General features: G+C 37.5%; 13 protein-coding genes. 9 read left to right on the top strand and 4 right to left on the bottom strand.

The features are described 5' to 3' along the window. Together AC1Z3T_RS13050 and AC1Z3T_RS13045 are read right to left on the bottom strand one after the other, a co-directional pair. Positions 1 to 567, bottom strand: a 567-nt coding sequence (locus AC1Z3T_RS13050) for a phage late control D family protein (protein WP_483396683.1), incomplete at its 3' end; no start/stop codon positions are given. A gap of 318 nt (positions 568 to 885) precedes the next feature. Beyond that, the gene (locus AC1Z3T_RS13045) at positions 886 to 2,124 is read right to left on the bottom strand and encodes a hypothetical protein (protein WP_100885054.1); all 1,239 of its coding nucleotides are present in this window, start codon (positions 2,122 to 2,124) and stop codon (positions 886 to 888) included. Positions 2,125 to 2,403: 279 nt separating this feature from the next. Between AC1Z3T_RS13045 and AC1Z3T_RS13040 the strand changes: the two genes are divergently transcribed. Beyond that, entirely contained in the window at positions 2,404 to 3,015 is a 612-nt protein-coding gene (locus AC1Z3T_RS13040; RefSeq protein WP_042087292.1) for a superoxide dismutase, read from the top strand. A gap of 198 nt (positions 3,016 to 3,213) precedes the next feature. Here the strand turns inward: AC1Z3T_RS13040 and AC1Z3T_RS13035 are convergent, their stop codons facing one another. Continuing rightward, on the bottom strand, positions 3,214 to 3,756 hold the full coding sequence (locus AC1Z3T_RS13035) for an Mpo1 family 2-hydroxy fatty acid dioxygenase (RefSeq protein ID WP_100885053.1): 543 nt from the start codon (positions 3,754 to 3,756) through the stop codon (positions 3,214 to 3,216). Positions 3,757 to 4,083: 327 nt separating this feature from the next. On the opposite strand from AC1Z3T_RS13035, the gene AC1Z3T_RS13030 reads away from it, so the two are divergent. Together AC1Z3T_RS13030 and AC1Z3T_RS13025 are read left to right on the top strand one after the other, a co-directional pair. Then, positions 4,084 to 4,791 carry a Crp/Fnr family transcriptional regulator gene (locus tag AC1Z3T_RS13030; protein ID WP_004831061.1) on the top strand — a complete coding sequence of 236 codons (708 nt, stop codon included), beginning with the start codon at positions 4,084 to 4,086 and terminating at the stop codon, positions 4,789 to 4,791. A 163-nt stretch (positions 4,792 to 4,954) separates the two neighbouring features. Next, positions 4,955 to 5,353 (top strand): hypothetical protein, encoded by a 399-nt coding sequence (locus tag AC1Z3T_RS13025; RefSeq protein ID WP_005029365.1) that lies wholly within the window; start codon positions 4,955 to 4,957, stop codon positions 5,351 to 5,353. 67 nt (positions 5,354 to 5,420) lie between these two features. On the opposite strand, the gene AC1Z3T_RS13020 is transcribed toward AC1Z3T_RS13025, so the two are convergent. Beyond that, positions 5,421 to 5,903 carry a hypothetical protein gene (locus tag AC1Z3T_RS13020; protein WP_005029367.1) on the bottom strand — a complete coding sequence of 161 codons (483 nt, stop codon included), beginning with the start codon at positions 5,901 to 5,903 and terminating at the stop codon, positions 5,421 to 5,423. Positions 5,904 to 6,006: 103 nt separating this feature from the next. On the opposite strand from AC1Z3T_RS13020, the gene AC1Z3T_RS13015 reads away from it, so the two are divergent. The 6 genes from AC1Z3T_RS13015 (at position 6,007) to dapC (ending at position 13,375) form a co-directional block, all read left to right on the top strand. Further along, positions 6,007 to 6,744 (top strand): AzlC family ABC transporter permease, encoded by a 738-nt coding sequence (locus AC1Z3T_RS13015; RefSeq protein ID WP_005029370.1) that lies wholly within the window; start codon positions 6,007 to 6,009, stop codon positions 6,742 to 6,744. Between the two features lies 1 nt (position 6,745). Beyond that, positions 6,746 to 7,081, top strand: coding sequence for an L-valine transporter subunit YgaH (ygaH, locus tag AC1Z3T_RS13010; RefSeq protein WP_004831065.1), 336 nt, complete (start codon positions 6,746 to 6,748; stop codon positions 7,079 to 7,081). Positions 7,082 to 7,595: 514 nt separating this feature from the next. After that, a complete protein-coding gene (locus AC1Z3T_RS13005) occupies positions 7,596 to 8,111 on the top strand; it encodes a metal-dependent hydrolase (RefSeq protein ID WP_009586611.1) in 516 nt (171 codons plus the stop codon). A gap of 164 nt (positions 8,112 to 8,275) precedes the next feature. Next, positions 8,276 to 9,484, top strand: a complete 1,209-nt coding sequence (gene purT / locus AC1Z3T_RS13000; protein ID WP_004831068.1) for a formate-dependent phosphoribosylglycinamide formyltransferase — start codon at positions 8,276 to 8,278, stop codon at positions 9,482 to 9,484. A gap of 26 nt (positions 9,485 to 9,510) precedes the next feature. Next, positions 9,511 to 12,177 carry a [protein-PII] uridylyltransferase gene (gene glnD, locus AC1Z3T_RS12995; RefSeq protein WP_004831069.1) on the top strand — a complete coding sequence of 889 codons (2,667 nt, stop codon included), beginning with the start codon at positions 9,511 to 9,513 and terminating at the stop codon, positions 12,175 to 12,177. 28 nt (positions 12,178 to 12,205) lie between these two features. Continuing rightward, positions 12,206 to 13,375, top strand: coding sequence for a succinyldiaminopimelate transaminase (dapC, locus tag AC1Z3T_RS12990; protein ID WP_009586548.1), 1,170 nt, complete (start codon positions 12,206 to 12,208; stop codon positions 13,373 to 13,375). Positions 13,376 to 13,382 lie beyond the last annotated feature (7 nt).

The raw sequence follows: 13,382 nt of genomic DNA, 5'->3' as shown, positions 1-13,382 counted from the left end.
GATTGATTCCTCACGTAAAATCCGAGTCAAATATGTGTGATCAGATTCGTTAAATTGCATAGAAAACGGTCGTACATCATAGCTCTTGCTGAGACCACTCAGGTCCAGTTTTAAACTGGATGCAAACAAAGCGCTTTTGGCTCTCCATTCATTGAAAATTATTTCAAAAATTTCAGGAACACTTTTATCTAAAAACACCCGACTATTATGACGCTTATGCCATAAGCTTGTTGCGTCTTGCAGGGTCAAGCGATAAAGCGTAAAAGCCCCATCTGATTGTCCCTGACTCGCCCCAGTAATCATCCCTGTAGTTCTAAAAAGCTTGCCTGAATCTGTGACTTGATCTACAGAGACTTGGCAACCGATAAACTGTTTGAGTTCTACAAATGGATTGAGAGACAGACAAATCAGTTCTGCTGACAATCCTTCATTGATGGCATGAAAACCATCAATACGTTGTAACATCACTTGTGCACTGAGTTCCAAGTTTGAAAATTGAACATTAATTGCGCGTTTTTGTGTCCCATATCCCATTTTATCAAGAATAGTAAAAATATTATTCAACATTATTATGACCTTATTTTTAATGTAGAAAAACTTAACACAAAATTTAAATTCACTCAAATAATAATGATAGTTATTATTGATTATCGTTGTTGGTGCACAAACACACCCTTTTAAGCTATTGATTTAAATAATAAAAAAACTACAAAAAACAAAATTTTGTGTTTTAAACATATGTACTTAATTATCATAATTAAGTACATAGTGGTCGCTGCTTTGCAGCCACTTTATGAGAATAAAAAAACGATCTATCAAAAATTGGAAATCATTTGTGGTACAAGCCCTAGCGTTGTTTGACTAAGCCCCTAATTGTCTCTCATTTTATTTTAGTTCGATTAAAAGTTTTCGATACTTTTGAATTCTATGTTTCCCAATGCCATATTTTTTTTGAAGTTGATCCACCGTTAAATTTTCTAAATCATTTTGGTGCTCTAGCACCCATGCTTTTATTTGATCCTTGAGTGAAATATTGAGACATTTTCGAAGAATCTCTCTATTTCTGACAATATATCCTTCTTTCCGATTCAGTATTTTAGCAATTTCAGAAATCGACAAATGCAAAGAAAGTAATACCTCTTGATTCTCTAAACGCCAAGCCTGAACTAGATCATTATGATGTGGGATATTGAGCAGTTTTTTCAGCTTTCCTCTTCTTCTATAAACCTGACTAGTTTCGATGCTTAATCTTTTTGCAGTTTCTTCTTTGCTTAGTTTTGAATGAAATAAAATCTCTTGATTTGCCAGCAACCATTCGCGATTTTGATCTTGTACTTTTTGTATTTTTAAAATTTCTCTTAGTCTAGCTTTCGCTCTTAAAATTTGCCCATTGGTCTTTTGAAATTGCTCAGCCAGTTCTGCAACTGTTTTGCCCGAATTTAATAATTCGTCTTGGTGATCTAACAACCATTGATATTTATCCTGCTTGTTTTGCTGAAATTGTGCTGAAAAAGTTAACTCTCCAAGTTCTTGACGAATACGATTATAGGTTTTTGTTGCGATAAAAGGACTGACATTAAACTTTAAAGTTATCTCTTCTATATCCATTTCTGTCATTTGCGCTTTATGCTTTTGGAACCATTGTTCTTGCAGATCATCTGCTGAAGTTTTTCTCATTTTTTTGTTTTTAGGTATATCAATTAACTCTGACAACCATTCTTTATGTTGGTAAACTTGATTCCGATTTAAACCATACTTCTCTTTGAGTGTTTGATGACTGTCATATAAAAGCTCATCTTTATGCTCAAGGATCCATTGATCATTTCGGTAAATAAACTTATTTTGAATACCAAGCTTTCTTCTGAATTTAGCAACAATACCGTTATTTAAACCAAGTTGCTGTTCACTCTCCGTAATCGAATGTACTTTAAGAAATTCTGCAATTTCAGGGCTTAGAATATGTGAAAACACCCCCCCAATGCCATCTCTAGGTGTCAACGAGTATGGCCAGCCTCGGTAAATCATAATACCAGAAATAGACTTCCGCTCTTCATACACATCCCAATCTTCATTTTCCCAATCTTTAATGGTTTTTATTGGATAAAGTTTATACTTTTTAGCCATCTCTACTATCGTTACAATATGGATTTAACCACTCTTTTATCAATATTTACTTAACAATAAAAGAATTTTATTTAAAAAATTTTAAACTTGTAGCAACTTTCACACTTTTCATGATTGTAACTCCCCATTCCACTTTTTGAATTTTTTGCCTATTGCTTTGTTCGTATTTTGAAAATAAGCCCGCAATAATCGAGTATTGCTGGTTGCACTTTTTTAAATCCTATATAATAATGATAATTATTAACATTAGTATTATACTTAACTAAACAGGATTGTTTCATGGCTTACTCTCTTCCACAACTGCCTTACGCTTATGATGCACTTGAACCCAATATTGATACTCAAACAATGGAAATCCACCATACCAAGCATCATCAAACCTATATCAATAATATTAATGCAGCGATCGAAGGCACAGAATGGGAAAAGTTATCTGTAGAAGCATTGGTTTCAAAAGTAAATGAAGTTCCTGCTGAGTTAAAAAACAATGTCATTAATAATGCAGGTGGTCATGCCAATCACTCATTATTCTGGACAGTGATGAGCCCACAAGGTGGTGGTGAACCGATCAAAGAAATTGCTGAGGCGATTGAAAAAGATGTTGGTGGTTTTGAGAAATTCAAAGAAGCATTTACCAAAGCAGCGTTAACACGATTTGGTAGTGGTTGGGCATGGTTAAGCGTCACGCCTGAAAAAAAAGTGATTGTTGAAAGCAGTGCGAACCAAGACTCTCCACTGATGAATGGCAATATTCCAGTGTTAGGGCTTGATGTGTGGGAGCATGCCTACTATTTAAAATACCAGAATCGTCGTCCTGAATATATTGCAGCATTTTTCAATGTCATCAATTGGGAAGAAGTGAATCGTCGTTATTTAGAAGCGATTAAATGAAATACTATATAGATCCAATGCTCATGCCAATGCCTCATAATTCAGTAATTAAAAAAATAAAATTCTATATTGGCTGCGCCATACTTTTTTTTGGCTTGGTTATCTTAATCAAAGATTATCTTGTATAAAAATTTATCTACTTCCCTCTTTCAGTGAATCACTCACTCAAAGAGGGTTGATTTAACTCACATGCTGAGTTTATTTTGCATGGAGTGTCTGTAATGATTTTTGATCCATTGCACTCCGTTGTTTTCTCGCTTCTGCCAACATTTTGGTTTGCAGGTCTTTACGAAAACCAAGCAAAAACACAAATTCAGCAAGTACAAATAATGGACCAATCGCTAAACCTACAAGATCATCCACAAAAGCTGGTTTTTTCTTTTCATAAAAATGCCCAATGAACTGGAACACCCATCCCACCACAAAGCTACCAATACTAATCGCAAGCCATGTACTCATATTCAATTGAGCAATTTTATAGGCAAATGGATAGGCAATCGCGTAAATCAATAACATCAAAAAGCCCAATGCCTTATCTAGCCTTAAATAATAGATCACACTTAAGATCAACAGCACTAAAGCCAATGTGATTTCAAAACCAGATAACATCACGCCTGCTCTTACAGTTAAACACATGATGGAAAATACGATCATTGGAATACCAATAAAATGAGTTAACACATTTTTTTGATCCAAATGATAGGCTGCGTATTGGCTAAGCAATTGTTCTAATCGAGTCATTTTCAGCGTCCTTGTTTATTACTTTTATCCACTATATAAAATCTTGCAAATAAAAGTTGTCGGCTAGCTGACAAATGAATAGTTTTTAGTATGATGGCAAAACAACGATGCGTAAGCGTTGCGATTTAATATCTCCATATAGAACAGAGCAAATGGATTGGAATTTTTACGATGCTGATATATGCAAAATCATGTTATTGAGTCATAGCAGACCATGATGCACGATATGACTGACTTGATCACTAAAACTGTGATGATTGGTCCAATATGGTGTGATACAACTGAAATATCATATAAACGCGTAGCAGAATAAAAAAAGGAACTTTTGTGCTGAACTTAACAGATCTTGAATTATTAAATAAAAATATCTGGTACGCTCAATTACCTGCACCATTCCAGCAATTTATCCAACAACATTCAAATTATCAAACATTTGAGCGAGATCAGGCAATTTTTAGATCTGGAGATACGTTTAATGGCATTTATGCTGTTTTAGATGGTCGGGTGCGCTTAGGTTATATCGATATTGAAGGCAATGAATCTGTTGCTGCAATCGTAGAACCAATCATGTGGTTTGGAGAAATATCTTTAGTAGACCAGCAGCCACGTTCACATGATGCAATTGCTGTTGATAAATGTGTGATTTTGCATATCCCTAACTTGATTATGAATGACTTTCTAGCTCAACATCCCCAATACTGGTTCCATATCGCGCAACTCACCAGTCAAAAACTTCGTTTTGCTTTCTTAGAACTGATTTCGATTCAAACACAGCATATACAACAGCGTTTGGCGCAACGCTTAATGTTTATTTTGAATGGTTATGGAAACCATGCATACATTGAAAAGAACACGATTCATTTGTCTCAAGATCAATTGGCACTCATGTTGAAATGTTCAAGACAAACCATCAATCAAGAATTACACTTACTGGAACAACAAGGTATTCTAAAAATTGCTTTTAAAAAAATAGAAATTTTAGATATCAATCAGTTACACGCTATTGCCCATTCAATCAATGAATCTTCACATTAAAATAACTGCGTGGTATTTTTCAATAAAAATTAAAACAAGCTTAAATAGCTGGAATATATAATCATTTTATAAATAAAATATACAATTTGTGTATTCTACTTATGAAAAAATAGATTTATATTTTATTCAGGCGCTAATGCCATCTCAATAAAAGTTGAAATAAATGAAAAAAATCACAACTCTTCTCACGGCGGGTCTATTCACAGTGCTTAGCGCTTCTGCTTTTGCATGCCCTAAAGGTACAACATTAGTCGGTGGAACTGGTCCGAATCATAAAGGCGGAAAATGTGTAGCTGCCAACCCTGCAGCGCAAACAGCATCTAAAGCATCGACTACTGCAACGAAAGCAAAAGCAGATACCACCAAAGCAGTTGAAGCAAAACCAAAAGATGCCAAAGCTGCGGTAAAAACAGAAACTGCTGCAACCAAGGCAAAAGCAGAAACTGCTACAAAAGTGAAGACTGATGCAGCAACAAAGGCAAAAGCTGATACAGCTGCAAAAGCGGCAACGACTAAAGACAAAGCGGTTAAAACAGCGTCAACCAATCCTTTAAAACCTTGATTGTCGCAACACAATCAAGTTAAACCATAAAAATGGCGCTTCATCTGCGCCATTTTTACATACTTGATTAGAAAATATTATTATTCGCCTTGGTATTTCCTAAACTAGGGTTATCAATTGCATCTTTACACTGTGCTTTATCACGCTCATATTGCGCCTGATTTTTCTGCATTTCACCATCTTTCTCAAGCGTCGAACGCGCCCAATTGTCTAAGCTGGTCATGGCTTTACGACATAAAGCATATTTTCCTTCAGTCACAGAGTCAGTCATTTTGACATTAATTCGCCAATCCGTACTCAACTTACGAATCGGTTTTCGCACATTGTCTTCTATTAGATTTAATTGTTTTCGATAAACATAAGGTTCAACTTGGTTAATTAACGTCCAAGCTGCATGAGCATATGTGGTTGCGTCATTGGTAAGTTTTGGCGCAGCTTTGATTTCGACCTTTTGCTGAGGTTCAGAAGATGAATTACCACATGCTTGTAAACCTAAAACACCTAAAATCAAGGTCATACTCAATAATAATTTCGACTGATTTGCGAACATAAAGTCACGCCTAAATAAACATTTCACTCCTATGCTAGTAAATTCAGGTAGAATACTCAATCTTGATTTTACCTTTTGTTTTACTCTGGTTTTTAGGTGTCCTGTGTCCGAGCACAATCTTCCAGTCCAAATCGCTGGCTTTTGGCAAGGCGCGAAAGATAGCCAAGCCATTATTTTTACCTACCTTCCTGTTTCTTTTGCCTTTGGCGTATCGGCAACTCAATTCGGGTTTAGTGCGTGGGAAGCACTCTTTTTGTCATGCTCCATGTATGCTGGTGCAAGTCAGTTTCTGGTGGTGGCATTATTAGGGAGTGGCACATCCATATGGATGACCGCACTCACCGTAATTGCCTTAGATATTCGTCATGTGCTTTATGGTCCAGCCTTACAAAACCTCATTCAAGATCGTTTAAACTTAAAAAAGACCGCAGTTTGGGCTTGGGGACTAACTGATGAAGTATTTGCCGCAGGTATGATCAAACTGTCGCAACGTCGTCAAGAGTGGTCAGAATCATGGATGTTAGGACTCAGCCTATTTAGCTGGATGTCATGGGCACTTGGTTCATTTTTAGGTGGATTATTTGCTGATCAAGTCACGCATTTGCCTCAGTTCTTACAAGCGGCATTAGACTTCCTACTTCCTGCTTTGTTCTTGAGCTTTTTATTAGCCGCTTTTGAAAGAAAGCATACTTTTGTGGTTATTGTCTCTTTAGTCGTTTCGGCTATGGCGTGTTATTTTATCAATATGTCAGCAGCAATTTTCATCGGTATTGCATCAGGTATTTTGGCGGGATTATTTAAATATTACATTTTAAAACAAAAAGATGAAGTGAGTATTTAACATGGACTTACATATTATTCTGGTCGGTATTTTGGTAGGTATTGCAAACTTTGCCTCTCGCTTTGGTCCCTTTTATTTATTGCAAAAAAGCCAGCAACATCAACAGTCACGTGGCTCAACATGGCTAAAAATAGCATTGGGCAGTATTGGTATTGCAGCGATCAGCTCAATGTTGATTGTTGCAACTCTTCCCCCGTTAATTGAAACACCCAATAAGAGTTTTGCGATGTTCGTCGGTTTTGTGGTACTGACAGGGTTGTACTTTAAATTTAAACGAATCGTTTTAGCGACGCTTATTGCAGCACTCGCCTATGGTTTGGTCTATACCTATGTTTAACATTCATCATGCTAAACCTTCTTTAAAAATCACCGTTTAGATTATGAAATCATTTCATTGAATGGTAAGGTGTTTTTAAAATAAAGAATCTTTTTGACCAACAATTTGTGCATTCTTAATTTTCATCACATTGTTTAAAGCACATTATAAAAACACATTAGGCTTCCTGCTGTAGTCAAAAAATGAGCATTCAATACTTTTAAATATTGATAAAATATAAATGTGGTCTTTCTACGGTAACACGAGATGGATGTTGCGATTGTCGAATGGAGGATATGAAAAAAAACAGGGCACTACTTTGTTTGCAGTGCAAGAATACGGTTAAAAAATGAGGTGAGCAAAGTGAAGCATCGCCTAAGTAAAACAAATAATTTAAACTTAAGATGTTAAGCGTGGCATTACAAACTTGATCTTTTTACATATCATTTCTATGTTATGGTAAATGTTTCATGATTGATAAAACTTAACCACATTTAAAAAATCATCCTAAAGCTTATTTCGCAAGATTTCTATTATGTTCATTGCACACTTACCTTCGGGTTATATTCTTGCCCGACTTCTTCATCAAAAATTCAAACAAACTAAAATCAGCCACAAAGCATTCTTTAGCATCATTATGCTTGGCGCTATCTTCCCAGATATAGATCTATTTTATTTTTATTTGTTTGACCACCGTTCTGTGCATCACCACAAATATTTTTTACATTGGTTTTCTTTTTGGATTCCAATTTTTGTTATTGCTTTAATTTATTTAGTGAAAACAAAATACAACTCTAAAATCGCATGGATGTTCAGCCTTTTTGCATCTGCCGCACTATTACATATTTTCTTAGATACTTTTGTCGGTGATGTTTGGCTATTTGCCCCTTTTATTGACCAGCCCTACGTCTTCTTTGAAGTTAGCGCACGTTATCAACCGTGGTGGCTCAACTTTATTTTTCATTGGTCTTTTTTTGTTGAAATTCTCATTTGTATCATTGCATTGATACTTTTTATTCAAAAAAGGAAAAAATTAAAAAAATCAATTTAGCCATTTATTTTTTATGCAAAGCATTGGAACACTTAAAAAAGTAGTGGCTTAACTTATATAAAAAAAACTGTTAGACAATATCATTATTTTATGTGAATCAACCCTGAACAGATGCCTGACTTCTGCTATGCTAACAATCCATAAGACAAGCATGGAAGAATCGCATGAGCGTGACTATTGGTACCCCACTTCAATCATCTGCGTATAAAGTTTTATTGTTGGGTTCAGGTGAACTGGGTAAAGAAGTGGTGATTTCATTACAACGACTTGGTGTAGAAGTCCATGCGGCAGACCGCTACGAAAACGCACCTGCCATGCAAGTTGCTCATTTTTCTTATGCCTTAAATATGGCAGATGCAAATGAACTTAAAGCTTTAATCGAAAGAGTTAAGCCTCATCTGATTGTTCCAGAAATTGAAGCGATTGCCACACAAGTCTTGGTGGAAATTGAACAACAAAATATTGCCACTGTCATTCCTTCTGCTCAAGCAGTAAATCTGACCATGAATCGTGAAGGAATTCGACGTTTGGCAGCGGAAGAATTAGGCTTACCTACTTCTGCTTATCGTTTTGCAAATACTTTAGAAAGTTTCCGTTCTGCTTGTGATGATATTGGTTATCCGAACTTTGTAAAACCAGTGATGTCTTCTTCTGGTAAAGGACAATCTCGAGTAAAAGAATATGCTGAAGTCGATGCTGCTTGGGAATATGCACAAACAGGTGGTCGTGTAAACCAGGGCACAGTGATTGTCGAATCTCAAATTGACTTTGATTTTGAAATTACTTTACTTACTGTACGTGCGAAAAACCCTGAAACGGGTGAAATTGAGACCTCCTTTTGCGACCCGATTGGGCATCGTCAAGATGCAGGAGACTATGTAGAAAGCTGGCAACCTCAAATCATGACTGAAGCCGCTTTAAATGAAGCAAAACGTATTGCCAATAAAGTCACTGTAGCCTTAGGCGGTTGTGGTATTTTTGGGGTAGAACTGTTTGTAAAAGGCGATAAAGTATGGTTTAGTGAGGTGTCACCTCGCCCACACGATACTGGTTTAGTTACACTTGCATCTCAATTCCAAAGTGAATTTGAATTGCATGCTCGTGCTATTTTAGGTTTGCCTGTCAATACCGAACGCCATAGTGTTGCCGCAAGTGCTGTCATCTATGCAGGTACCGATGCGAATAATCTTTCATTCTCTGGCTTAAATCTTGCTTTGCAAAACCCTGCTACAGATCTACGTCTTTTTGGTAAACCTGAAGGATTTAAACGTCGTCGTATGGGCGTTGCAACTGCCCGTGCCGAAACGACAGACCAAGCACGTGAACTTGCACAAGAAGCAGCATCAAAAGTGACTGTTCATTTAAACAAATAGCCTATAAATTTGCGGACAAAATATCCATGATCAACACCTCTCCTCTGTTGGAATATGTAAGCGACAACAACGACATTAAAGCAATCAATCAATGGCGTAGTGATGTCGAACAACAGTTAAATGAGGCTTATGATCATGGAACAACCATACGTGAAATCGTTCGTGCTCGTTCAAATGTCGTAGATGAAGCCCTGATGTTTTTATGGAAACATTCGGGTTTAGATCAAACAGATTTAGGTTTGTTTGCTGTAGGCGGCTATGGTCGACGTGAGATGTTGCCCTACTCTGATGTAGACATCATGATTTTGTCGGAGGAAGACCTTTCCCCTGAACAAGAGCAGATCGTCACACAGTTTATTTCAACATTATGGGATGTGGGCAATTTCAAACCAGGTATCAGTGTACGTACCATCCGCAGTTGCTTTGAACAAGCCACTACCGATCTGACTGTAGCCACTTCTCTTATTGAAGCGCGCTTAATTATTGGTAATCAGCATTTAGCAAGATGGCCACGTCGAGTTGTTTCTCAGACTTGGACTGACAAAACGTTCTTTGATGCAAAAATGGCTGAACAAGCGCACCGCTATGCACAGCACAACAACACAGAAAGTAACTTAGAACCCGATATCAAAAATGCGCCGGGTGGTATTCGAGACATCAATCAAATTGGGTGGATTGCAAAACGCCATTTTCGCGTAAATCGTATTTACGATTTGGTTCATTTAGGTTTTATTTCTGAATTTGAGTTAGGTGTACTTGAAGAGGCTGAAAATTTTCTATGGGAAATTCGCCACCACTTGCACCGTTTAACCAAGCGCGATGAAAACCGTTTATTGTTTGATTATCAGCGTGATATTGCGGCTAAATTTGGCTATACACGAGAGGATGCCCATCATCCAAACTATCCGATTGAACAGTTCATGAAACGTTACTATCGGACAGCTCAACAGGTTTCCACGTTAAATGAAATGTTATTGGCATATTTCAATGAGTCAGTAATTACCCCACGCTTACCAGATTATGAGCGTAAAATTGAAAATATTAACGAACACTTCAAGCTGGTGGATGGCAAACTTGCGGTCCAACAACATAAAACATTCTCAGAAAATCCAAGTGCTATTTTAGAAATTTTCTATATCTTGGCAAATCGTCCTGAAATTGAAGGCATTCGTGCACGTACTTTACGTCTGTTGACTTTAGCCGCAAAACGAATTGATCAAGCTTTCCGAGATAATCCAAATCATCAAGCATTGTTCATGGCAATTATTCGCTCGCCTTATCGTTTATATGAAACGATGGTGGCGATGAAACGTTATGGTGTATTGGGCAATTATATTCCTGCATTTGGGCAAATTATGGGGCTAATGCAATATGATTTATTCCATATCTATACCGTCGATGCACATACGTTACTGTTAATCCGTAATTTAAATCGCTTTAAAGAGCCAGAGTTTGCCAAAGATTACCCTGTTGTAAGTTCAGTTTTTCAGCGTTTAGTCCGCCGTGATATCGTTTTCCTTGCTGCAATATTCCATGATATTGCCAAAGGACGTGGCGGTGACCACAGTGAACTGGGTGCTGAAGATGCGATTGAATTCTGTTTGGCACATGGATTTACCGAGCGTGAATGTAATTTGGTGGCTTGGCTGATCCAAAATCATTTATTGATGTCGATGACTGCACAGAAAAAAGATATTTCTGACCCCGATGTAGTTAAAGAATTTGCCGAAAAACTCGGGGATATGGAGCATTTAGATTATCTTTACACACTGACTGTTGCCGATATCAATGCAACCAATCCAAAACTTTGGAACACTTGGCGCTCTTCTTTAATGCGTCAACTGTATACACATGCACGTGATGTGATTCGTTCAGGCTTAGGTCGTCCAGTGGACTACCAAATGCTGATTGAGGATACTAAATTTTCAGCAAGTGAAGTATTGGTGGATGAATTCCCACTCGATCAAGTGGAAAAAGTTTGGCAAGAGTTGGGAGACGAGTACTTTCTCAAAGAATCAGCAGATGAAATTGCATGGCATACCCGCGCCATTTTGCAGCACGGCGACAACCCTGCACCATTAGTGCTCATGCGTGCGCATCGAAAAGCAGCACAGGATGCTGTTCAGATCTTTATTTACACACAAGATCAACCTAACTTGTTTGCAACCACTGTTGCTATTTTAGATCGTATGAATCTTGACGTCCAAGATGCGCGTATTATCACTGCAACCAAAGCATTTAGTTTAGATACATATGTCGTTCTAGATCGTTTTGGTACTTTATTAACTGATCCAGAACGTGAAAACACGGTCAAACAGGCTTTAATTAAAGCCTTATCTGAATCAGATAAATACCCTGGTCTAATGCAGCGTCGCATTCCACGCCAACTTCGTCATTTTGATATTGAAAATACGGTTGATGTAACACTCAATGAAGCGTTACAGCAAAACATGGTTGAAATTTCAACTCTCGACCAACCCGGTTTACTTGCACGTGTTGGTGGTTTATTTATGATGCAAGGTTTAGATATCCATTCAGCTCGAATTGCTACACTTGGCGAAAAAGCAGAAGATATTTTCTTCGTCACTAAAAAAGATGGCACTCCTCTTACAGAAACAGAAGCAGAAGTCTTTACCGCAAAATTAAAAGCGGCACTGGATGAAGCATCAAATCAAATCTGTGGGCAACATTAATCTTTAATTCTATTGTGGTAATTGTTTCATGAACGCTAGTTTGTCTTTATTACATCCCTATCCATTTGAAAAGTTAGCGCAACTTTTTCAGGATGTAAAACCCGCAGATTTACCTTTGATTCCACTTTCTATTGGTGAGCCGAAGCATCCTGCACCTGAGTTTGTGAAGCAAGCGATCATTGATAATTTTCAGCATCTTTCAACTTATCCCAATAGTAAAGGTTTAGTTGAACTACGTGAAAGTATTGCACAATGGTTGAGTCGTCGCTTTCATCTCAACAGTATCAGTGCTGAAGATCATGTAATTCCTGTAACAGGCACCCGTGAAGGGATTTTTTCCTTTGTCCAAGCATTGATTAATCGTGATGATGCACCTTATGTGGTGATGCCGAATCCGTTTTATCAAATTTATGAAGGTGCAACACTTTTAGCAGGTGCTCAGCCCTACTTTATCAACTGTACCGAAGAAAATGGTTATCTCGGTGATTTTGATGCTGTCCCTGCTGAAGTTTGGGAAAAAACCGCACTCTTGTTTGTTTGCACTCCTGGCAATCCTACTGGTGCAGTCCTTTCAAAAGAGCAATTTAAAAAGCTGATTGCGCTTTCTGATCAATATGGTTTTGTGATTGCCTCTGATGAATGTTATTCAGAGTTGTGGTTTGATGAAGCACCTACTGGCTTACTGGAAGTTTGTGCTGAGTTAGGACGCGATGATTATAAAAACTGCATTGTATTCCATTCGCTATCTAAGCGTTCTAATTTACCGGGTATGCGTTCAGGCTTTGTGGCTGGCGATGCGGCATTACTCAAACCTTATTTAAAATTCCGTACTTATCACGGCGCTGCGATGCCTGTTCAACATCAATTGGCTTCGATTGTTGCTTGGAACGATGAATCACATGTTGAAGAAAACCGTCAGTTATATCGGGCAAAATTTGAGTTGTTCCAAAATGAATTAGGTCATCTTTTACCTTTACAAAAACCAGACGCTGGTTTTTATTACTGGTTAAAAGTCGATCATGATGAAAACTTTGCCAAGATGCTTATGGAAAAAGCCAATATTAAAGTTTTACCTGGTCGCTACCTCTCGCGTGATACTGCACAAGGTAATCCGGGTGAAGGTCATGTCCGTATGGCACTGGTTGCAGATATTGCACAATGTGAACAAGTGATACAACGTCTAAAAGCAATTTTGTAAACCACAA

The sequence above is a fragment of the Acinetobacter sp. B-6 genome, assembly GCF_056930735.1.
Note: the sequence above shows the minus strand (reverse complement) of the source record. Positions and strands in the feature narration are given on the sequence as shown.

What these genes read in the sequence shown, in the direction of transcription:
- AC1Z3T_RS13045 (WP_100885054.1), bottom strand. Translation starts at nt 2,124, where the DNA reads ATGGCTAAAAAGTATAAACTTTATCCAATAAAAACCATTAAAGATTGG.
- AC1Z3T_RS13040 (WP_042087292.1), top strand. Translation starts at nt 2,404, where the DNA reads ATGGCTTACTCTCTTCCACAACTGCCTTACGCTTATGATGCACTTGAA.
- AC1Z3T_RS13035 (WP_100885053.1), bottom strand. Translation starts at nt 3,756, where the DNA reads ATGACTCGATTAGAACAATTGCTTAGCCAATACGCAGCCTATCATTTG.
- AC1Z3T_RS13025 (WP_005029365.1), top strand. Translation starts at nt 4,955, where the DNA reads ATGAAAAAAATCACAACTCTTCTCACGGCGGGTCTATTCACAGTGCTT.
- AC1Z3T_RS13020 (WP_005029367.1), bottom strand. Translation starts at nt 5,903, where the DNA reads ATGTTCGCAAATCAGTCGAAATTATTATTGAGTATGACCTTGATTTTA.
- ygaH (WP_004831065.1), top strand. Translation starts at nt 6,746, where the DNA reads ATGGACTTACATATTATTCTGGTCGGTATTTTGGTAGGTATTGCAAAC.
- AC1Z3T_RS13005 (WP_009586611.1), top strand. Translation starts at nt 7,596, where the DNA reads ATGTTCATTGCACACTTACCTTCGGGTTATATTCTTGCCCGACTTCTT.
- purT (WP_004831068.1), top strand. Translation starts at nt 8,276, where the DNA reads ATGAGCGTGACTATTGGTACCCCACTTCAATCATCTGCGTATAAAGTT.
- glnD (WP_004831069.1), top strand. Translation starts at nt 9,511, where the DNA reads ATGATCAACACCTCTCCTCTGTTGGAATATGTAAGCGACAACAACGAC.
- dapC (WP_009586548.1), top strand. Translation starts at nt 12,206, where the DNA reads ATGAACGCTAGTTTGTCTTTATTACATCCCTATCCATTTGAAAAGTTA.